The organism is Granulicatella sp. zg-ZJ (assembly GCF_010892355.1).
Lineage (GTDB): Bacteria > Bacillota > Bacilli > Lactobacillales > Aerococcaceae > WM01.
The window spans coordinates 1-21,943 of the sequence record NZ_WNJY01000010.1 but is presented as its reverse complement, the minus strand read 5'-3'; the positions used below and the strand labels follow the sequence as shown (position 1 = coordinate 21,943).

The 21,943-nt window shown below is 35.0% G+C and carries 19 protein-coding genes; 2 read left to right on the top strand and 17 right to left on the bottom strand.

The annotated features are described in order from the left end of the window. Positions 1–54 precede the first annotated feature (54 nt). From GMA11_RS04270 to GMA11_RS04260, 3 genes are all read right to left on the bottom strand, one after another. Positions 55–792: an amino acid ABC transporter ATP-binding protein gene (locus GMA11_RS04270; protein ID WP_163545984.1), complete on the bottom strand. Its 738-nt coding sequence runs from the start codon at positions 790–792 to the stop codon at positions 55–57. A 9-nt stretch (positions 793–801) separates the two neighbouring features. Next, on the bottom strand, positions 802–2,385 hold the full coding sequence (locus GMA11_RS04265; protein ID WP_163545983.1) for an ABC transporter permease subunit: 1,584 nt from the start codon (positions 2,383–2,385) through the stop codon (positions 802–804). Between the two features lie 432 nt (positions 2,386–2,817). Then, positions 2,818–5,013: an LPXTG cell wall anchor domain-containing protein gene (locus GMA11_RS04260; protein WP_163545982.1), complete on the bottom strand. Its 2,196-nt coding sequence runs from the start codon at positions 5,011–5,013 to the stop codon at positions 2,818–2,820. 192 nt (positions 5,014–5,205) lie between these two features. On the opposite strand from GMA11_RS04260, the gene GMA11_RS04255 reads away from it, so the two are divergent. Then, a complete protein-coding gene (locus GMA11_RS04255) occupies positions 5,206–5,526 on the top strand; it encodes a helix-turn-helix domain-containing protein (RefSeq protein ID WP_163545981.1) in 321 nt (106 codons plus the stop codon). A 79-nt stretch (positions 5,527–5,605) separates the two neighbouring features. Here GMA11_RS04255 and rpsI read toward each other — a convergent pair whose 3' ends face one another. From rpsI to secA, 14 genes are all read right to left on the bottom strand, one after another. Next, positions 5,606–5,998: a 30S ribosomal protein S9 gene (gene rpsI / locus GMA11_RS04250; RefSeq protein WP_163545980.1), complete on the bottom strand. Its 393-nt coding sequence runs from the start codon at positions 5,996–5,998 to the stop codon at positions 5,606–5,608. Positions 5,999–6,011: 13 nt separating this feature from the next. Beyond that, positions 6,012–6,455 carry a 50S ribosomal protein L13 gene (rplM, locus tag GMA11_RS04245; RefSeq protein WP_163545979.1) on the bottom strand — a complete coding sequence of 148 codons (444 nt, stop codon included), beginning with the start codon at positions 6,453–6,455 and terminating at the stop codon, positions 6,012–6,014. Between the two features lie 224 nt (positions 6,456–6,679). Further along, positions 6,680–7,327, bottom strand: a complete 648-nt coding sequence (locus tag GMA11_RS04240; RefSeq protein WP_163545978.1) for a YitT family protein — start codon at positions 7,325–7,327, stop codon at positions 6,680–6,682. A gap of 190 nt (positions 7,328–7,517) precedes the next feature. Then, the gene (uvrA, locus tag GMA11_RS04235; RefSeq protein ID WP_163545977.1) at positions 7,518–10,337 is read right to left on the bottom strand and encodes an excinuclease ABC subunit UvrA; all 2,820 of its coding nucleotides are present in this window, start codon (positions 10,335–10,337) and stop codon (positions 7,518–7,520) included. 147 nt (positions 10,338–10,484) lie between these two features. Further along, on the bottom strand, positions 10,485–11,138 hold the full coding sequence (gene phoU / locus GMA11_RS04230; RefSeq protein ID WP_163545976.1) for a phosphate signaling complex protein PhoU: 654 nt from the start codon (positions 11,136–11,138) through the stop codon (positions 10,485–10,487). 18 nt (positions 11,139–11,156) lie between these two features. Beyond that, on the bottom strand, positions 11,157–11,909 hold the full coding sequence (gene pstB, locus GMA11_RS04225; RefSeq protein WP_163545975.1) for a phosphate ABC transporter ATP-binding protein PstB: 753 nt from the start codon (positions 11,907–11,909) through the stop codon (positions 11,157–11,159). Positions 11,910–11,927: 18 nt separating this feature from the next. Continuing rightward, a complete protein-coding gene (gene pstB, locus GMA11_RS04220) occupies positions 11,928–12,683 on the bottom strand; it encodes a phosphate ABC transporter ATP-binding protein PstB (RefSeq protein WP_163545974.1) in 756 nt (251 codons plus the stop codon). Positions 12,684–12,697: 14 nt separating this feature from the next. Continuing rightward, positions 12,698–13,585 carry a phosphate ABC transporter permease PstA gene (gene pstA / locus GMA11_RS04215; RefSeq protein ID WP_163545973.1) on the bottom strand — a complete coding sequence of 296 codons (888 nt, stop codon included), beginning with the start codon at positions 13,583–13,585 and terminating at the stop codon, positions 12,698–12,700. Between the two features lies 1 nt (position 13,586). After that, the gene (gene pstC / locus GMA11_RS04210) at positions 13,587–14,486 is read right to left on the bottom strand and encodes a phosphate ABC transporter permease subunit PstC (protein WP_163545972.1); all 900 of its coding nucleotides are present in this window, start codon (positions 14,484–14,486) and stop codon (positions 13,587–13,589) included. Positions 14,487–14,504: 18 nt separating this feature from the next. Further along, positions 14,505–15,368, bottom strand: a complete 864-nt coding sequence (locus tag GMA11_RS04205; protein ID WP_163545971.1) for a phosphate ABC transporter substrate-binding protein PstS family protein — start codon at positions 15,366–15,368, stop codon at positions 14,505–14,507. A gap of 339 nt (positions 15,369–15,707) precedes the next feature. Beyond that, complete coding sequence (gene ftsX / locus GMA11_RS04200; protein ID WP_163545970.1) at positions 15,708–16,589, bottom strand: permease-like cell division protein FtsX; 882 nt, start codon at positions 16,587–16,589, stop codon at positions 15,708–15,710. Continuing rightward, entirely contained in the window at positions 16,582–17,268 is a 687-nt protein-coding gene (gene ftsE / locus GMA11_RS04195; protein WP_163545969.1) for a cell division ATP-binding protein FtsE, read from the bottom strand. The genes ftsX and ftsE overlap by 8 nt, the downstream gene beginning before the upstream one ends. Before the next feature lie 265 nt (positions 17,269–17,533). Then, positions 17,534–18,653 (bottom strand): peptide chain release factor 2 gene (gene prfB, locus GMA11_RS04190; protein WP_163545968.1). Its coding sequence is split into 2 segments (ribosomal slippage): positions 17,534–18,592 and positions 18,594–18,653, totalling 1,119 coding nucleotides; the frame shifts between segments, so codons are not numbered across the junction. Positions 18,654–18,719: 66 nt separating this feature from the next. Continuing rightward, positions 18,720–21,086: a preprotein translocase subunit SecA gene (gene secA / locus GMA11_RS04185; RefSeq protein ID WP_163545967.1), complete on the bottom strand. Its 2,367-nt coding sequence runs from the start codon at positions 21,084–21,086 to the stop codon at positions 18,720–18,722. A 563-nt stretch (positions 21,087–21,649) separates the two neighbouring features. Here secA and GMA11_RS04180 point away from each other — a divergent pair. Beyond that, positions 21,650–21,943 (top strand): transposase (locus GMA11_RS04180; RefSeq protein WP_163545966.1); only part of this gene is annotated, 294 nt, incomplete at its 3' end.

Below are 21,943 nucleotides of genomic sequence, written 5' to 3'. Positions count from 1 at the left end.
TTTATATTATACGCAAAAAGAACAGAAATCTCATAAATTTCTGTTCTTTTTTGTTTATTTTTGTAAAATACGACTTAAAAAGGCACGTGTACGATCTTCTTTTGGATGATTAAAAATATCTTCTGGTGAACCTTCTTCTGCAATAACACCTTTATCCATGAAAACAACATGGTCCGAAACTTCTCTTGCAAAATCCATTTCATGCGTTACAACTAACATTGTCATCCCAGAATTAGCCAAATCTTTCATAACACGTAATACTTCTCCAACCATTTCCGGATCAAGTGCTGATGTTGGTTCATCAAACAATAACACATCAGGCTCCATTGCCAACGCTCTGGCAATCGCCACACGTTGCTTTTGTCCCCCAGATAATTGTGACGGACGAGCATTCACGTACTCCGCCATACCAACTTGTTGTAAGTAATGCAATACTAACTGTTTTGCATCTTCCTCTGTTTTTTTCAAAACTTTTATAGGTCCAACTGTGCAATTGTCTAATACATTTAAATTTTCAAATAAATTAAACTGTTGAAATACCATACCTAAATGTGTACGATATTTAAACACATCATGTGCCCCATCTAAAATATTTTCACCTAAATAATAAATGTCACCAGCTGTTGGCGTTTCTAGTAAATTGATACAGCGTAATAGGGTTGATTTCCCAGAACCACTTGAACCAATCAAAGTAACAACTTGTCCTTTTTTTACTGTAAAGTTAATATCTGATAAAACTTCTCTTTCACCAAAACTTTTATTTAAATGTCTAATTTCAATAACTGTTTCCATATTTTCTACCTACTCTTTCTCTTGTGCTTTTGACACTTGCATTTGATTTCCGCTTGCTAAAGAATAGCTTTGCTTACCAGATAAACGTTTTTCTAACCAACGTAAAATACGTGTAATCACAAATGTCATAATAAAGTAGAAAATACATGTTACTAAAAATGTTTGGAAAAATTGATAATTTGTTGCCGCAATAGATTTTGTCACAAAGAACAATTCTGATACACCAATGACGTTCAATACAGATGTATCTTTTACATTGATAACAAACTCATTCCCCGTAGCTGGTAAAATATTGCGCAACACTTGTGGTAATACGATATATTTCATTGCTTGTAAATGTGTCATACCAATCGCTTGACACGCTTCAAATTGACCTTTGTCAATGGATAAAATACCACCACGCACCACTTCAGACATATAGGCACCGGTGTTAATTGACACAATCAATAATGCCGCAAATGTTTTATCCATATCTAAATGGAACAATAATGCTGACCCATAATAGACAACCATTGCCTGTACAATCATCGGTGTTCCACGGAAAATTTCAACATACGCATTCAATAACCAATTCACAACTTTTAAGAACACACGATATGCACCTTTTTTATCTGATAAAGGCACTGTACGAATCACGCCAATCAATAAACCAATCAATAAACCAACAATAGTCCCAATGAGTGAAATATATAATGTCACACCCATACCTGCAAATAATTGTGGATAATATTTTTGGAAAATAACACCCATTTCTTCTAAGAAATGTCCCGTTGTTTGTTCTGACGGACCACGTGATGCTTTATCCATCAATTCATCACGTTCACTCGTTGAAATTTCTGAAAGAACTGTGTTAATTTGTTCTTTTAATGGACTACCTTTTTTAACTCCAATTGCTGTTTGTACTTCTTCTGGCTTTGTTACAAATCCTTTTCCAAAAGCAAACTCAATCATTTTTAAATCTTTACTTGCGGCTACCACTTCATTGGCAACAGCTTTTTCAGATACATACGCATCTATTTTCCCACTTTCTAACGCAACACGCATAGCAGAAAAATCAGACATTGCTTCTTGTTTAACAGCACCTTTTAATTGATCAATCATATCATAGTGGAATGTGCCTAATTGTGCGGTTACTCTAGCACCAGCAAAATCATCTATGGAAGATGTATTCGCATAAGCACCGTCTTTTCTAACAATCATCATAAAGACCGATTCATAATAAGGCCCCGTAAAATCAATTTGTTGTGCTCTTTCTTCTGTGGGGGACATTCCCGCAATAATCGCATCAATTTTACCGGATTGCAATGACGGAATAAGACCGTCCCATTCCAATTTTACAATAACTAATTTACGATTTAATTTATCTGCAATTTTTTGTGCGATAGACACATCATACCCACCGGCATATTCTCCGTCTTCTATCGGAGCAGTTCCCTCACCAGCTTCACTTTGTGTCCAGTTGAAAGGTGCATAGTTTGCCTCCATCCCAACACGAAATTCTTCTCTTGTATCATTTGATGTGTTATTCCCAGTACATGCTGCTAAAATAAACATCAAAAATGGAATTATCCATAATCTTCTCAATCTGTTCATACGATATACCTCTTTTTATATAATATTGTGCAAATTTCTTTAAAACGTGTTTATAAATGAAGTCATTTATAAACACTACATCTTATCTGCACCTATTATCATATACCTAAGAGCAACAATCGTGCTGAAAACAAACGTTCGTGACGCAGGCATACAGCACCTCCTTAAATATAAAATAATGATTAGATATTGTTCTAATCATTTTGTCATTTTACTATATCCTATTTGCATGAAATTGTCAAAGAAATTTACAAAACTTTTCAACAAATGCCTTATAAACAGGAAAAACAAGCAATAAAAATCATTAAATATATATAATAAAAAATTACATCAACAGAATTTTTATATATAAAAGTAGCGAATGGTTAATGCCATTCGCTACTGAATTTTCTTTATTACATTATTGAAGAAAAGACAAAGATTTAATAAAAACTATTTTTCTTTACGTCTACGTGCTACAATACCTGCACCAAATAAGGATAATACACCAGCTAATAATGTATGTGAAGCAGATGTTCCTGTATGTGGTAATCGTTTATTAGCAAATGTTGCACGTGTTAAAGGTTCTTTATTATATACTTTTTCAGATTTTGATTCTAATGCTGCATCACTATTTTCATCTGGTTTCACAGTCGGACTAAAGTTTGGTCTAGTCAAACGGTTAATATCCAATGTTGGTAATGCATCTACCGTTGGGAATGTATTTGGTACGCCATTTATACCTTTACCATTTTCTCTTAATTTAATCTCTTTTTGTAGATGATATAAATTACTAATACGGTTGTATTCATCCTCTGCTTTTTTCAATTCTTCTTTAGCATCAGCTAGTTCTTTTTGAGCTTGTTCTTTGTTTTGTTTAGCTGTATTTAGCTCTTCTTGAGCATGTGTTAATCTATCTTGTAATACTTGTGGATCTACCGATAAATCTTCTTTTTCTTTATTTGCTTTTTCTAATGCTTTTGTAGCATCCCCAATTTTTTTATTTAAATCGTTCACACGATGTTGTGCATTATCAACACCTTCTTGTGCTGTTTTAACTGCATTTGTTTTTGTGATAACATCACGTTTTGCATCTTCAACACGTTTTCTAGCTGCAACTTTAACTGGGTCTTTTGCATCTAATTCTTTTTTCTCGGCTTGTAATTTTGTAAGTTCACCTTGTAAATCGGTTACTTTTTTATTTTGATTTTCTAATGTTGTAGAAAGTTGTTTTGCTTCTTCTTTTAATGTTGCCAATTCTTCACGTAAAGCAGTTGTATCGCTAGCCACTTTTGTTTCTGTCACATAGCGGAATGTTGTATCTGGTAAAAACTTCAACTGTTTACCATTAAAGCGAAGTTTTAAGCCTGTTGATTGACTTCCCACTTCTTGTAAAGCTGACAAATCGCTTGTTTGTGACACACCATCAAATGATACCCCATATCTTGTAAATCTTTTTTCTGCCTTGTCAAGAGCTATCCCCATTACAAACTCACCATTAGCCGATAAAATATTTTTGGCATGACCATAATTATGTCCCACATTTGTATATTCTGAAAACCAAATTAACACTGCACGATAAGCGACTTCTTGATCAGATAAATATTTATCATTTAACATAGCCATTTGAGTAACATTTTCATACACCAATTCAGAAGGTCTTCCGCCTGGATAATCTGTTTGGTGAAATTTACCTTTATTAGCTACTTCATCAGCATGATAATTAGCAAAATCTTGATATTTTGGATTTTTAGAAACAGTTACTTGGCCTTTCAATCCATTAATGCGTTTTAACTCATTAATATAATTTGCAGCATACTCCATAATTTTTTGAATATTTGGTGTGTATGCCTTACCTTCTTCTACTACAACTGTTTCTGTTTTTTGACCATCATAAGCTATTTCTTCCATAACTGAATTTTTTTTACGAAGTCCATCATAATAATCTTTCCAATTATTACTGTCTTTCTCTTCCTGCTTTGTTTCTTTTGCATTATCAATTTCACGTTGTTTTGCTGCAATTTCTTGATTTTTAGCAGTTAAGTCCGCTTGTGCTTTGTTACGCTCTTGTTCTGCTGTTGCTTTTTCTTGCTCTTTAGCTTTTATTTTTTGTGCATTTTCCTCAGCACCTGCAGATGGTTGTTTCTCTGCTTCTGCTAATGCTGTTTGCGCATCTTCTTGTTCTTTTTTAGCGTTATCCAATGCTGTTTGTGCTTCTTCTTTGTTAGTATTTGCTGCTGATACATCTTGTTGTGCTTGCTCTAATTCTTTTTCAGCTTGTTCTTTTTTAGCTGTTTCTTCTTCAATCGTTTTTTCAATTTTTGGCAATTCTTCATCTTTATGTTCAGCACGCGTAATGGCAGCTTGTGCAGCATCGACATCGTTTTGTTTATTTGTTTCGGCTTCTTCTGCTGCTTTAACCGCATTTTGCTTGTCATCTACGTTTGTTTTAGCCTCATTTTTAGCCTTTTCTGCACTGTCGACCTCAGCTTGAGTAATCTCTTTGTCTTTATTTTCAGATACAGCAGGTTTTACTGTTTCCTCCGGTGTCCCTTCTTCCGCTTGTACTACACTCGATTGAAAACTAACTCCAGCAAATGTCGCAAGCGCTATTGTTGATGTTGCTATTGTTTTAATTGATTTTTTCATAATATTCCTCCTTTCAATTCATCACAGGATTTAAAACTAATTTCTTTTATAGAATATGATTTCTACGCCATATATTTTACTATATTATAGGATTATAAGTCAATAATACCCCGTAAATATGGACTTTATTTCATCGATTATCTTTTTTTATTAACTATCCTAAATATATTAGGATAAGAGAGGTAGATATACATGAATACACTAGGGGAACATATTGCAAAAAGAGTTAAAGAACTAAGACAAAAAGCCGGGATGACACAACAAGAGTTAGCTACAAAAGCAGACATAGATTGGTCCACATTCAATAGAATAGAAAGAGGTAAAAATAAAAATATACAAGTAAATACACTAGATAAAATTATTAAAGCATTGGAAATTGACTACCCTGAATTTTTTACGTTCACAGGTAGCAAGCATATAAAGAACCGTATTATTTCTAAAATTATGCTTTTAGATGATACGAATAAAATTTTACACATTTTTGAAGACATATTAAATTGGAAAAACCATTAAATAAGACTTTTCGGCTCTATCATATATTCAATATAAAAACAGGACTTTTCTGTACGACAGAAAAGTCCTGTAATAACGATTAACGTTTTGAGAATTGGCTTGCTTTACGAGCAGCTTTAAGACCTGGTTTTTTACGTTCTTTCATACGTGGGTCACGTGTTAATAAGCCAGCAGCTTTTAACACACCACGGAAATCTGGGTCTACTTGTAATAATGCACGAGAAATACCGTGACGAGCAGCACCAGCTTGACCAGTGAAACCACCACCGTTTACGTTTACGTAAACGTCGTAGTTACCTAATGTTTGTGTTAAGTTTAATGGTTGTTTTACAACTTCATGTAAGTATGCAAATGGAATGTAGTCTTCAATATCTTTTTTGTTGAAAACAATTTTTCCTGTACCCGGTACTAAACGTACACGAGCAGTTGAATGTTTACGGCGACCTGTGCCGATATATTGAACTTGTGCCAATGTAATATCCTCCTTAGATTAAGTTAGTAATGTCTAATACTTCTGGTTTTTGTGCAGCATGTGGATGCTCTGAACCACCGTATACGTTTAATTTTGTAAACTGTCTACGACCTAAAGAGTTCTTTTGTAACATACCTTTAACTGATAATTCTACTAAACGACGAGAATCGTTTGCACGTAACTCACCAGCTGTACGAGCTTTCAATCCACCTGGGTGGTTTGAGTGACGGTAGTAAATTTTATCTGTTGCTTTTTTACCTGTTAATTTTACTTTATCAGCATTGATAACAATCACAAAATCACCTGTATCAACGTGTGGTGTATATTGTGGTTTCATTTTTCCGCGTAAAACGTCTGCTACAACTGTTGAAAGACGTCCTAAAGGAACATCTGTTGCATCAATCACATACCATTTACGTTCTACTTCACCTGGCTTAGCCATATATGTTGTACGCATTATTTTTCCTCCAAATTCTGTTTCCTTGTTTGATACATAATAAGTTTCCGGGGCTCATCATGGGGCAAACAATACCGTATTTAATCATATATTATCGCATGTTATTTGTCAATGACTATCTTACTTTTTTCTTGTTGTTTTCTTTGCTTTTTTATAGAAAAGGCATAAAAGTACCTCTTAGTCAAAAACCATTTGACTAAGAGGAAATCACTGTATCTTATACACTACTCAAAACGAATCGCATGGAAAATATTTCTCTGCTCAAGTCTATTTAAAAAGAACTGTGTAACTGGTGCTAAACAAATCATATTGATCAATGTTCCCTCACGAATAACCAAACTTGAACCAAATGTTAACATAAATAAAACCGCCAACAACAATGTAATCACATCTACCCATTGACGTACTTTTCGAAACGTTACACCATACTTATCTGCAATCACTTTACACGCAGCTTCCAATGGAAAAACAACTAAGTCTAAGCGAATAATAGCAGCTACTGCAAAACCAGATAGCACCACACCAGAAACAAACACTAGTACACGTAAAAAATAATGGTCTAGTGTTATCGGTGTTAAGACACGGTAAATCATTAAATTTACAACAATTCCTAAAATATATGCTGCCCCTACTTGTAACCATTGACGCCAGTGAAAATCACGACGTTGCAATAATAATTGAATAAACACGCACACGATATTGATACTCATTAAAACGGTACCGACTTCTACACTTGTTACAGTAGCAAGTGCACTACTTAAAGAATTGACACTCCCAAACCCTATATCTGCCTTTAATGTCAAGCTAACCCCCACAGCAGCAAGCATCATAAAAATCGTCGTTAATACAAAATTTGTCCCGATTTTTCTCATCTATTTTCTAACTCCTCTTATAAAATAAATATAGTATATATAAAAAAAGTCATTTTGAAAAGTGTTTTGAAAAGAAAATGAAAACAAATCATTTTAAATATGCTGCCCCCTTTTTTTGAAAAGTATTTTATATAACTTAAAAAGCTTGAAATTGACCAGCGATTTCAAGCTTTTTACATCTTCACTCATTCTACGATAATAAAGGTTTTAAATATTGTCCTGTGTAGCTTTCTTTGCAGAGTGCTACTTCTTCTGGAGTACCCGTTACTAAAATGGTACCTCCACCAGCACCACCCTCTGGACCTAAATCAATGATATAATCGGCTGTTTTTATAACATCTAAATTATGTTCGATAACGATAACTGTATTTCCCGCATCAACTAATCGATTTAGTACTGTCATCAATCGTTTAATATCATCTACATGCAAGCCCGTCGTTGGCTCATCTAAAATATAAACCGTTTTTCCAGTTGCTACACGTTGTAATTCACTTGCTAATTTCATACGCTGTGCTTCTCCACCAGATAAGGTTAATGCCGATTGCCCTAATCGAACATAGCCTAAACCAACATCAACAATCGTTTGTAATTTACGTCTAATTTTTGGTACGGCACTAAAAAATACTAATGCTTCTTCAATCGTCATATCTAACACTTCTGCGATATTTTTCCCTTTATAAGTCACTTCCAATGTTTCAGAGTTATAACGTTTTCCATGGCACACTTCACAAGGCACATATACATCAGATAAAAAGTGCATTTCAATTTTTAAAATACCGTCGCCTTTACATGCTTCACAACGTCCACCCTTAACATTGAAGCTAAATCGTCCTTTTTTATATCCTCTTACCTTAGCTTCATTTGTCATGGCAAACACATCACGAATATCATCAAATACGCTTGTATAAGTTGCTGGATTACTTCGTGGTGTACGTCCAATAGGGCTTTGGTCAATATCAATGATTTTATCCAATCCCTCAAAACCTGAAATAGACTTGAAGTCCCCTGGTCTTTCTTTAGAACGACCTAATTCTCGCATCAATGCTTTTTTCAAAATACTATTTACGAGCGAACTTTTTCCAGAACCTGAAACACCTGTAACAGCCGTTAAACGACCTATTGGAAAATCAACAGACACATTTTTTAAATTGTTTTCCTTAGCACCTGTTACTTTTATCCAACCTTTATCTTCAGAACGACGTTCCTTTGGCACCGGAATTTTTTTCACACCAGATAAATATTGCCCAGTCAATGAGTTTTCATTACTCATCACCTCTTCAGGCGTTCCCGCAGCAATCACTTGCCCACCATGCTCTCCCGCAAAAGGTCCCATATCAATCAAATAATCCGCCTGCTTCATCGTATCCTCATCATGCTCGACAACTACTAATGTATTCCCCAAATCTCGCATTTTGTGTAAAGAACTAATCAAACGGTCATTGTCACGCTGATGCAACCCAATAGACGGCTCGTCAAGAACATACAAAACACCAGATAAATTAGACCCAATCTGTGTTGCAAGACGTATACGTTGTGCCTCTCCACCAGATAAAGTTCCTGCCGTACGACTTAGCGTTAAATACGTTAATCCAACATTGCGTAAAAACGTTAAACGGTCATTAATTTCTTTCAAAATAGGTTTAGCAATCATGTCATCAGCAGGAGAAAAACGTAATTGTTCAAAAAACGATAAACTATCTTCAATAGATAAATCAGTCACATCAGAAATACTTTGCCCTGCAATTTTTACGGACAATGCTTCTTTATTTAGACGTTGCCCCTTACAAGTTGGACAACGTAACTCTGTCATATACAAAGTCATTTGCTCCCTTGTATAATCACTAGCCGTTTCATGATAACGTCTTTTAATATTATTTAAAACTCCTTCAAACACGATGTCCACATCACGAACACCACCAAACTCATTTTCATAATGAAAATGGAATGTCTTTCCTTTAGACCCATTTAAAACACTATCTTGATGTTCACTAGACAAATCTTTAAATGGAACGTCCATTGGAATATTTGATTGTGTACAAAATTGTTCTAACATTGTTGGGTAATAATTTGAACTAATTGGATTCCACGCATGAATAGCACCCTCTTTTAAGGTTAACGATTTATCCGGAATCACTAAATCAACATCGACAGATAATGTGCTTCCTAATCCGTCACATGCCGAACACGAACCAAATGGTGCATTAAATGAAAATAATCGAGGCTCTAATTCTCCAACAGTAAATCCACAATACGGACAAGAATGATGCTCACTAAAAAGCATGTCTTCGCCATCAATCACATTCACAAGTACATATCCGTCCGCTATTTTTAAAGCTGTTTCAATAGACTCGAACAAACGAGAACGACTTTCTTCTTTTACCATTAGTCTATCAACAATCACTTCAATCGTATGTTTTTTGTTTTTATCTAGTTCAATCTCTTCTCCTAAATCAAACATATCACCATTGACACGAACACGAATATAACCATCTTTTTTTAATTGCTCAAACACTTTTTTATGCTGCCCTTTTTTTGCAGAAATAACAGGTGCCAATACTTGCAGTTTCGTTCTTTCTGGCAAGCTCATAACCGTATCAACCATTTGTTCAACTGTTTGACTTGAAATGGGTGTGCTATCGTTTGGACAAATCGGTTTCCCAACACGTGCAAATAACAATCTTAAATAGTCATTAATTTCCGTAACAGTTCCAACTGTTGAACGTGGATTTTTACTCGTCGTTTTTTGATCAATTGATACAGCTGGACTAAGTCCCTCAATGCTATCAACATCAGGTTTATCCATTTGACCTAAAAATTGTCGAGCGTAACTCGATAAACTCTCAACATAGCGTCTTTGGCCTTCTGCATATAATGTATCAAAGGCTAAAGAACTTTTACCCGACCCGGATAAACCCGTAATCACGACAAATTGATTTCTTGGTATATCTACTGAAATATCTTTTAAATTATGGGTTCTTGCCCCATTTACACGAATCACATCTTTTGACATACTAATCTCCACTCACTTATTTTATCTTTATCCTAAAACAGATTTTAGGATAAAGAGTCGCATGTTTATTCTACCACCATTGTTGACAAATTGTCAACAAGGGTGGCTTGTATAAAAAGGACTAAGCAAACTTAGCCCTTTTGTTATTTAATTTAATTCTGTTAGTTTACCAGTGACAGTATAAACAATGCGTTCACAAATATTAGTAATATAGTCACCTATACGTTCCAAATAGCCTGCCACTTGCACATATTCCATACCACCTGTAACAGTTTCTGGATTTTCCAAAATACCTTGTGTTGATTTATGAACAACTTTTGTTAAATAATCATCGACTTTCTCGTCCTCTTCTGCAACACGTTTTGCTTCTTCCACATCAAGACTGACGTACGCTTTTAGTACACGCGTCATCATACTTTCAACAACTAATGCCATTTCTTCTAATAGTTTTTCAATTTCTAAAATACGATTATTGCCTTTTACTGCAATCGTTGCTTGGGCAATACTAACCGCATGGTCGCCTATACGCTCTAAATCACTTGATGCTTTCATTACAGCAACAATATTTCTTAAATCAGATGCCACCGGTTGTTGTAAAGCAATCAATGTAAAGCAGCCTTTTTCTAATTGTACTTCTGCTTTATTGATATATTTATCTGCTTTAATAACTTGTTCTGCTAACTCAACATCATGTTTGACAAAGGCACTCACAGCATTTGTGACAGCTACGTTAACATCACTACCCATTTCTAAAAATTCATCATATAGCTCACTTAACTCTTCATCAAAAAATCTTCTCATTTATTATGCTCCTTTCTATTAACCAAATCTTCCTGAAATATAATCATCTGTACGTTTATCACTTGGATTACTAAAAATATGTGCTGTTTTATCAAATTCAATCACTTTTCCAGACAAGAAAAAAGCAGTATTGTCAGAAATGCGACTAGCCTGTTGCATATTATGTGTCACAATAACAATCGTATAATCAGATTTTAAATCATAAATTAAATTTTCGATCTTACCAGACGATACTGGATCTAGCGCAGATGTTGGCTCATCCATTAAAATCACTTCTGGTTTCACAGCTAAAACACGTGCAATACACAAACGTTGTTGTTGTCCTCCGGACATACCCGCTGCATTATCTTGAAGTCTATCTTTGACAGCTTCCCATAAATCCGCTTGTTTTAAACTTGTTTCAACAAGTTCATCTAATATTTGTTTATCACGTATACCATGTATTCTCGGACCAAATGCAACATTATCATAAATCGAAAATGGAAATGGGTTAGGTTGTTGAAAGACCATGCCTACTTTCTTTCTTAATTGTACCAAATCTGTTGTTGGACTAAAAATATTCTGTCCATCTACTTTGATTTCACCCGTTATCGTCACATTTGGCATTAAATCGTTCATACGGTTTAAACTACGTAAAAAAGTCGATTTTCCACATCCACTCGGTCCAATGAGTGCATTGACAGTATGTTCTTGAAATGCTAAATTCACATCAAATAACGCTTGTTTTTGCCCATAAAATAAATTGATATTAGTTGCCTCAATAATTGCCATATAGACCTCTTTCTGTATTTATCCAAATCTTCCTGAAATATATTCTTCTGTTTTTTGATGTGTTGGATTTCTAAAGATTTTAGATGTTTTATCAAATTCAATCACTTCTCCAGATAAGAAGAAAGCTGTTTCTGTTGAGATACGTGCCGCTTGTTGCATATTGTGTGTCACAATAATAATGGTATACATATCTTTTAATTCTGCTAAAACATCTTCGATTGCACCAGAAGATACAGGATCTAATGCCGATGTTGGCTCATCCATTAGCAAGACATCTGGTTTCATTGCTAACGCTCTAGCAATGCACAAACGCTGTTGTTGCCCTCCTGATAATGCCAACGCACTTTTATTTAATTCATCTTTAACATCATTCCAAAGAGATGCTTGTATTAAAGATGTTTCCACAATTTCATCTAGTTCTTGCTTATTTGTCATACCGTGACGTTTTAATGGAAATGCGATATTATCGTAAATTGAGCGACTAAATGGGTTTGGTCTTTGAAAAACCATTCCAATATTTTTACGCAACGCATACACATCTTCTTTAGGTGTGTTGATATTACGTCCATTATAAAAAATTTCTCCTTCGATACGGCACGCAACAATTTCACGGTTAATTAAATTTAATGCTCTTAAATAGGTCGACTTTCCACATCCACTTGGGCCAATCAATGCTGTAATCTCATTTTTCTTAAAAGCTAAACTGACATTTTTTATTGCTTGATTTTGCCCATAAAATATATTCAAGTCTTTTGTTTCAATCGTTATACTCATTATTATTTCACCTACTATTTTGCTGATGTCATTTTTTTGTATAAATACTGTCCAAAACGACGAGCTACAAAGTTAAAAATTAAAATAAATAATATTAAGACTGCCGCTGTCCCATTTGACACAGCTTGTGCATCGGGTACCACTGCTTCACTATTCACTTTCCAAATATGAACAGCTAATGTTTCAGCTTGTCTAAACATATTTAATGGACTTCTCGGACTAAATGGATTCCAGTTTGTAAAATCTAGTGCCGGTGCACTTTGCCCTGCTGTAAACAGCAACGCTGCTGCTTCTCCAAAAATACGACCAGCAGATAAAATAATCCCTGTTAAAATCCCTGGTAAAGCTGCCGGTACAACAACAAAAATCGTTGTTTCCCATTTTGTTAACCCTAATCCCAATCCTGCTTGACGTTGGTCGTGCGAAATATTTCTTAAAGATTGTTCCATGACACGAACAAGAATAGGCAAGTTAAAAATCGTTAATGTTAAAGCTCCCGACAAAATAGAATACTTAAATTTCATAGCTGTTACAAATAACAACATACCAAACAAACCTACAACAATAGACGGTAAAGAAGACAACACATCTACTGATAGTCGTATAAATTCCGTTGTTTTATTTTTAGGAGCATATTCCGATAAATAAATAGCCGCTCCTAACGAAATAGGGGTACTAATCAATAAAGTTAAGACAAGTAAATAAAACGAATTCCATAATTCTGGCAAAATACCGCCACCTGCTTTGATAGATTCTGGATTACTTGTTAAAAAACGCCAATTCACATGTTCAATACCGTGAATGAGAACATATCCAACCAAACTGGCTAAAATCAAACAAATCACTCCTGCGATACTATATAACACAATCGTTGCGATTTTATCTTGTTGTTTTGCGTTCATCTTAACGTCCTTTCTTGTCAATGCGTTTTACAATAGCTATAAAAATAATTGACATCATCAATAGCAATAAAGCTAAAGACCATAATACATTATTTTCTAAACTACCAAAAATCGTGTTTCCCATACTCAAAGTTAAAATACTCGTAATGGTTGATGCCGGCGTCACTAAAGACTTTGGAATAACAGCTGTATTTCCAATAACCATTTGAACCGCAAGAGCTTCACCAAAAGCACGTGTCATACCCATTACGAGAGCTGTTAAAATACCACTTTTAGCACTTCGTAATACAACGTGATAAATCATTTGCCAGCGTGTTGCGCCTAACCCTAAAGCACCTTGTCTATAATAGTCTGGCACTGCATTTAATGCATCCACTGTTAAACTCGTTACTGTCGGTAAAATCATGACAGACAATACAAAAGCAGATGACAAAATACCAAACCCTGTCCCACCAAACGAGCGAACAAAAGGTACAATAACACTCAAGCCAATCAATCCATAAACAACAGACGGAATACCTACTAATAATTCAATGACAGGTTGCAGAAATTTTTTCCCAAACTTTGGTGAAATTTCTACCATAAATACGGCTGCGCCAATCGCAAATGGTGCAGCGATTAAAATCGCTAGTAAAGTTGCACTGACAGAACCAATAATCATTGGTAATGCACCAACATAAGCTTGTCCATTAGCATCTGTTGATGAGGGTAACCATTTTGTTTTAAATAGAAAATCAACTGGGGATACACCATCTACAAAAAATGTAGACAACCCTCGTTGTGCAACCATTAAAATAATGGTAAAAACAACAATTCCCATTAAAAGCGTACATAAAAATGTTATTGTTTTACCAATTTTTTCAAGAGTACGTTTTGGAATTCTCTTTTTTGTTTGTTGCATTGCTTATCTCCTAGTTTATTATTTTACACGAATATTTCCTTTGACATCTCTATCTATTGTCATTGTCTTAACGGGAATATACCCTAATTGTGACACAATATTATCTTGAACATCATCACTTAACATGTACTCAAGAAATGTTTTTGTAATCACATCTTTTTCACGTTTTGTATACATATGTTCATACGCCCATATTTTCCATTTATTCGTTTCAACATTTTCTCGAGTTGGCTCAACCCCGTCAATAGACAGGGCTTGATAATCATCACTAAAATAAGAAAAAGATACATAACTAATCGCACCTTTTGTGTCTTTGACAAGTTTTTTTACCGTTCCAGAATTATCTTGCTCTTGTGCGACAATCGGCTCTTGATTATTTAACCCATACTTTTCAAATGTCGCACGGCTACCAGAACCACTAGCTCTATTGATAACGATAATGGGCATATTTTGCCCACCAACCTCTTGCCAGTTTCTTATTTTTCCTGTAAAAATATCAATCAGTTGCTGATGCGTGATATCACGTACACCTGATTCTTTATTAGCAATCACACCTATACCTACCACCGCAACTTTATGGTCTTGTAATTCATATTTATCGACATCAATCTTTTTTTCTTCAGCAAATGTATCTGAATTACCAATTTCAACTGTCCCCATCACAATTTGACTTAATCCTTGCCCAGAGCCGCCACCTTGTACATTGATGAGTACATTAGGATATTGCATTTGAAATTGCTCTGCGGCAACTTCCACAAGCGGTTGTAACGCAGACGATCCTACTGCTGTGATAGATCCATTCATACTTGTAATAGATGTTTGACACCCACTTAATACGAAACAAATACATATCATCATCAAAAAAATTGCTTTTTTTCTCATGTTAATAGCATACCTCATTTATTTTGTTTTTGTTCCTAGCTGAATTGTAGCATATTTAAATTTCATTAGAAACCAAAAAACTAAATTAAAGCCTTTTCTTGAAAAAAAAGTAAATATCTCATAAAAATACTATCTTTTTCAAACAAATAGTACCCTGTTAAAGAAAAACGCATCTATCATAAATCGTACTAGTGAATAAAATCCACCAATCACCATTTTGTATATAAAAATGGATAAGCCTTTATAACACTATACACAACTATTCTTAGTGTTAAACGTGGATAAAACACAACCCCCACTCATGTTGAACCTATCAACATGAGTGGGGGGTCCCCTATATTATTTTTTCAAGAATCGGCGAATGGATACAATAGATCCAAAAGCACCAATTAAAATACCTAATGCAGCTAGACCTGCCGCTAAATATAAAGCATACGGATTTGGTGGTAATAAACTATAATGTGTTGTAATTAACTGCGGTTCAATAATCGCATATAGCGTTGTATAACCTAGATAAATTAACCCCACTGGTAAAACACTACCTAATAATCCAATAAATGCTCCCTCTAATAAGAACGGCCAACGAATAAACCATTTAGTCGCTCCAACTAGACGCATAATTTCAATTTCCGTTTGACGTGATAAAATTGTTGCACGAATGGTATTCATAATTAACATCACAGCAATCAGCACAAGACTGACAATCAAAATACCACCCCAAAATTGCATACCTTTTGAAAAGGCTACAAGCACTTCTGTGATTTCGCCACCGTCATTTGCCTTGTACACATATTTCAACTCTCGAATTTTATTGGTCACATCTTTAATATTTGACGATTGGTCAACCATAACAATATACGCATCTCTTAAAGGATTGGAATCCTCTTTAAACAATGAAAAAGAAGGATACTTTTGGATAATTTCAGAAAGTTGTTCATCTTTACTAGAATAAATAACCGTTTGAACATGCGGTACAGCTTTTAATTGTCTTTCAAGCGCTTGTTCATCTTCCTTTGTCGCAGCTAAGTCTACGAATACTTTTACTTCTAATGAATTCGTTGCATCTTGCGCCATATCACTTACATTTAACAAAACAGAAGCAAAAATACCTACTAAAAGTAATGTTAAACCTACTGTAATAATTGACAATAAACTTCTCACAAAGTTACGACTAACACTTTGCAACGCTTCTTTTATATGTCTAAAAAACATTCTAATCATCGTATCCGTATTCTCCTTCCTGTTCGTCACGAACAAGACGTCCGTTTTCGATTGCTAATACACGATGTTTAATATTATTCACAATAGAACGACTGTGCGTTGCCATGATAACCGTTGTACCATTTGCACTAATACGCTCTAAAATGTTCATAATTTCTAACGCTGTATCCGGATCTAAGTTCCCTGTTGGCTCATCGGCAATAAGAACACCCGGCATATTCGCAATCGCACGTGCAATCGCAATACGTTGTTGCTCTCCTCCAGATAATTCATTTGGAAACATTCTTACTTTATGCTTTAACCCTACTAAATCAAGCACTTCTAAAACACGTTTACGAATGACACTCGGACGTTTTCCAATAACTTCCATAGCATACGCAATATTTTCATACACCGTTTTTTTCTCTAATAATTTAAAATCTTGGAAAACAACTCCAACATAACGTCTTAAATGTGGTAACTCTCTTTGTTTAATGGTACTTAAATCAAATTTACCCACCTTAATATCGCCTGACGTTAAACGTTCATCACAATACATCATCTTAATGAATGTTGATTTTCCTGCGCCACTAGGTCCTACAATATATACAAACTCTCCAGGATTTATATTGACAGACAAATCACTAATCGCTGTCACGCCGTTCGGGTAACGCTTGCTAACATTTCTCATTTCAATCATTTTATTCACCCACTTACAAATTGTCTCTATCGAGCGCTTGAGTATTATACCATACTTTATAATTGGATTTAATGTTATTTAAGTTACATTTATATTACGAAAAACACGATTTAAAGAAAATAAACGAACATTACTTGTTAAAAAAGACAAAAAACAGACAATATAAACAAAAATACGAGCAATAATCTACTAGAAAATCAAAAAGACTTGAACAGATTACTTCCAAGTCTTTTTACTATTTTTCCAATGTCAAAAATAGAAACATTTACTCCATTTCACTCGGCTCTTGCAAACTCAACTTCAAATACGCATCAATAAACGCATCTAAATCACCGTCCATAACAGCTTGTGTTTGCCCCACTGAAAAATTCGTACGATGATCTTTCACCATTGAATAAGGATGAAACACATACGAACGAATTTGTGACCCCCATCCAATCTCTTTTTGCTCTCCACGGATGGTATCTAACTCAGCAAGACGCTTTTCTTCCTCTAATTGATATAATTTCGCTTTTAACATTCTCATCGCTTGGTCTTTATTTTGAAATTGGGAACGTTGTGATTGACTCTGCACAACAATACCTGTTGGAATATGCGTAATACGTATAGCAGAAGACGTTTTATTAACGTGCTGACCACCTGCACCACTGGCTCTATATGTATCAATGCGTAAATCTTCAGTACTAATCTCTACTTCCACATCATCATCAATCTCAGGCATCACATCGACCGAGGCAAACGACGTATGTCGTTTTTTGGCAGCATCAAACGGTGAAATACGCACTAAACGATGCACACCTTTTTCGGCTTTTAAATAACCATAGGCATTTATTCCTTTAATCAATAAAGACACACTTTTAATACCAGCTTCCTCACCGTCTTGATAATCCAACGTTTCCACTTGGAACCCTTTCTTATCTGCCCAACGTGTATACATACGTAATAGCATACTTCCCCAGTCTTGTGACTCTGTTCCGCCTGCACCGGGATGAATTTCAAGAATGGCATTACGCTTATCATGCTCGCCATCTAAAAGCATTTGTAACTCATACGCCATGAGTGCCTCTTGTAATTGACGCACTTGCTCTTGTAGCTCCTGCTCGTACAACTCATCTGGTTCCATTTTCACTAAATCATACAAATCAACAACATCTTGATAGTGTTGATATAGTTGATGATATGTATCATAGGCTTGCTTTTTTTGATTTAAACTATCAATTATTTTTTTAGCCTTTTCATTATCGTCCCAAAAATCAGGCGCCAACATTTGATGCTCATAGTCGGCAATATCAACTTCTAACCGTTCTAAGTCAAAGAGAGTGCCCAAATGTTACTAATTGATTATTGGCTTTTTCAATAAACTGCTTGATTTCTACTAGTTCCATATTTTCTTCCTTACTCTAATTTATAACGAAACCAAACAAGGCTAATAGCCTTGTTTGGTTTTGTCATTATACACTTGCTCTTAAATTTGATTTCAAGATAATGCGTGTTGTTTCAAACTCAATAGTTTTAATCATCGCATTAAATCTTTCAAAACCTTCATTTTGGTATTCTGTTAACGGATTTGTTTGTGCGTATGAACGTAAACCAACACCTTGACGTAAATGATCCATTTCATCAATATGGCTTGTCCATTCTTGGTCAACAACACGTAAAATGACAAGTTTTTCAAATTGTAATAAATATTCTGGAGATTGTAGTTGATCTACTTTTTCTTGATAAACAGTCATGGCACGTTCATTTAAGTACGCTTCAATTTCTGCGGCTGTTTTACCCTCTAAATCAGATAATGTGATTGTATCAGGATGAACAAGAACATTTCCTGCAAACATTAAGATACCGTCTAAATCCCAATCTTTTTTATCTGCACTTGTACGAGCTTCTACCTCGTGATGAATTGTATTTTGAATCATACCTTTCACAATATCAGATAAACTCTCTGTTTCATCAATCACTTGTTGACGTTGAGAATACATAATTTCACGTTGTTCACGCATAACGTCGTCATACTCCAAAACACTCTTACGTGAATCATAGTTATTTCCTTCAACACGACGTTGTGCTGACTCAACTTGACGAGAGAACATTTTACTTTGAATAGACATGTCTTCATCTTCACCAGCTGATTTCGTCATGTTTACTAACACTTCACGCATTCTATCGCTACCAAAACGTTTCAACAAATCATCTTCAAACGACAAGTAGAATTGGCTAGCACCAACGTCCCCTTGACGACCTGAACGTCCACGTAACTGATTATCAATACGACGTGACTCATGACGCTCTGTCCCAATCACGCATAAACCACCCAATTCTTTAACACCTTTACCTAACTTAATGTCCGTTCCACGTCCTGCCATGTTTGTCGCAATCGTTACAGCACCACGTTGCCCTGCACTTGTAATAATCTCAGCTTCTTTAGCATGGTTTTTCGCATTTAACACTTCATGAGGAATACCCTCAGCAACCAATAAATTAGATAATAATTCTGATGTTTCAACAGCTACTGTACCAACCAAGATTGGTTGCCCTTTTTCATGACGTTCTTTAATATCTTTTACAACAGCTTTAAATTTTGTATGTAATGTTGGATATAACAAATCTGGTGAATCAATACGTGCAATCGGTTTGTTTGTTGGAATACATACAACTTGCATATTATAAATTTCACGTAATTCCTCTTCTTCCGTTTTCGCAGTACCCGTACAGCCGGCTAATTTTTTATACATACGGAAGTAATTTTGGAATGTAATAGTTGCCATTGTTTTTGATTCATTTTGAATCGTTACACCCTCTTTAGCTTCAATTGCTTGGTGTAATCCGTCAGAGTAACGACGACCATCCATAACACGACCAGTAAATGGGTCAACGATTTTTACTTCGTCATTGTCTACCACATAATCAATATCTAATGACATGATGTAGTTCGCACGTAAAGATTGGTCAATGTGATGCACCAATAATGTATTTGATACATCATATAAATTTTCCAAATGGAATACACGCTCAGCGCGCTCAATACCTTCATCTGTTAGCACAATCGTTTTTGTTGGCAAATCAATCGTATAGTGCTCTTCTTCTTTTAATCCTTTTACAAAAAAGTCTGCTCTTAAATACAAAGCATTTGATTTTTCGGCTTCACCAGAAATAATCAATGGCGTACGAGCTTCGTCAATTAAGATTGAGTCTACTTCATCGACAATCGCATAGTTTAATGGACGTTGTACCATGTTTGCTTTTTCCGTAACCATGTTATCACGTAAGTAGTCGAATCCTAATTCATTGTTTGTACTATATGTAATATCACACGCATACGCTTCACGTTTTTCAGCAGGTGTTTTACTGTTCAAGTTTAACCCAACAGTTAGACCTAAAAACTCGTATAATTCACCCATTTCTTTTGCATCACGTCCAGATAAGTATTCATTAACCGTCACAACGTGAACCCCTAAACCAGAAATGGCATTCAAATATACCGGCATTGTCGCTGTCAATGTTTTACCTTCACCTGTTTTCATTTCCGCAATATTACCTTCATGCAATGTTACACCACCCATAACCTGTACTTTATATGGGTACAAACCTAAAACACGTCTAGCTGCTTCACGAACAACGGCAAATGCTTCAGGAAGCATTTTATCTAAATCTTCCCCTTTTGCGTAACGCTCTTTAAATTCTTCTGTTTTTTGACGTAAGTCTTCGTCTGTTTTTGCTTCCATTTCATCAGCATAACTAAATACTTTATCTGCAATTTTTTCTAGACGTTTCAACTCACGTTTTTCATTTTCAACTAATTTTTTCAACAAATTCGCCACGGTTTCTTATCTCCTTATAAATTCTTATATCTATGATGTCATTTCACATGCCAATATCGACACTTTAACTAGTACATCATATCATTTTTTTTGTAATATTTAAACCCTTTTATACCACAAATTGATATATAACCGTTTTCTAAAGACAAAAATCAATCTTTCGCACCATTCTTTATCTTTATTCGGCTATTTTTGAAAACACATTTGCATCATTGAATAAGCATTATTGTAAAAATCCAATACATAAAACAGTTCAACGTTGAACATTGCACAACGGATTGTTCTGACTGCTGTTAGAAGCTCATGCGGGGGATAAAAGTTTGGTTGTATAATTTTTAGGGTTGATGGCATAAGCCACCAACCCTCAGACTGTTGACAAAGTAAGAGTGTCAACAGTCTTTTTTCGTATCAGACGTTAAGTTGTACGGCTTATCACGATGTACACGATACATCGCTCGTTCTCTACTACGTGCGAGAACGAAGCCATTCGTACCACAACGTCTGATACGATAATAACGCTTAAAAGTGGTATAATAGAGATAAGAAAAAGGAGGGAACAATTTATGTTTTATAAAGAAAATCATCCGAATGACGAAATCATATTAAACACATTGTCCGAATTAGTACCAAAAGACCATTTACTACGTAAAATTGATAAATCAATTGATTTCAACTTTATTTATGAGATTACTTCTCCTTATTATAGCCATACGAATGGTCGCAATAGTTTAGACCCTGTTGTTTTATTTAAATTGGTCTTTTTAAAAGATATTTATGGCATTAAATCCATGCGGGAAACCATTAAACGTGTCGAAACGGATGTAGCGTTTAGATGGTTTTTAAACCTCCCTTTCTCT

Excerpts from the sequence above, each read along its gene's own strand:
- pstB (WP_163545975.1), bottom strand. The coding sequence starts at position 11,909 with ATGGCAATTATTGAGGCAACTAATATCAATTTATTTTATGGGCAAAAA.
- ftsX (WP_163545970.1), bottom strand. The coding sequence starts at position 16,589 with ATGATTAGAATGTTTTTTAGACATATAAAAGAAGCGTTGCAAAGTGTT.
- GMA11_RS04255 (WP_163545981.1), top strand. The coding sequence starts at position 5,206 with ATGAATACACTAGGGGAACATATTGCAAAAAGAGTTAAAGAACTAAGA.
- pstC (WP_163545972.1), bottom strand. The coding sequence starts at position 14,486 with ATGCAACAAACAAAAAAGAGAATTCCAAAACGTACTCTTGAAAAAATT.
- uvrA (WP_163545977.1), bottom strand. The coding sequence starts at position 10,337 with ATGTCAAAAGATGTGATTCGTGTAAATGGGGCAAGAACCCATAATTTA.
- ftsE (WP_163545969.1), bottom strand. The coding sequence starts at position 17,268 with ATGATTGAAATGAGAAATGTTAGCAAGCGTTACCCGAACGGCGTGACA.
- pstB (WP_163545974.1), bottom strand. The coding sequence starts at position 12,683 with ATGAGTATAACGATTGAAACAAAAGACTTGAATATATTTTATGGGCAA.
- GMA11_RS04240 (WP_163545978.1), bottom strand. The coding sequence starts at position 7,327 with ATGAGAAAAATCGGGACAAATTTTGTATTAACGACGATTTTTATGATG.
- GMA11_RS04265 (WP_163545983.1), bottom strand. The coding sequence starts at position 2,385 with ATGAACAGATTGAGAAGATTATGGATAATTCCATTTTTGATGTTTATT.
- pstA (WP_163545973.1), bottom strand. The coding sequence starts at position 13,585 with ATGAACGCAAAACAACAAGATAAAATCGCAACGATTGTGTTATATAGT.
- GMA11_RS04260 (WP_163545982.1), bottom strand. The coding sequence starts at position 5,013 with ATGAAAAAATCAATTAAAACAATAGCAACATCAACAATAGCGCTTGCG.
- GMA11_RS04270 (WP_163545984.1), bottom strand. The coding sequence starts at position 792 with ATGGAAACAGTTATTGAAATTAGACATTTAAATAAAAGTTTTGGTGAA.
- phoU (WP_163545976.1), bottom strand. The coding sequence starts at position 11,138 with ATGAGAAGATTTTTTGATGAAGAGTTAAGTGAGCTATATGATGAATTT.
- GMA11_RS04205 (WP_163545971.1), bottom strand. The coding sequence starts at position 15,368 with ATGAGAAAAAAAGCAATTTTTTTGATGATGATATGTATTTGTTTCGTA.
- rplM (WP_163545979.1), bottom strand. The coding sequence starts at position 6,455 with ATGCGTACAACATATATGGCTAAGCCAGGTGAAGTAGAACGTAAATGG.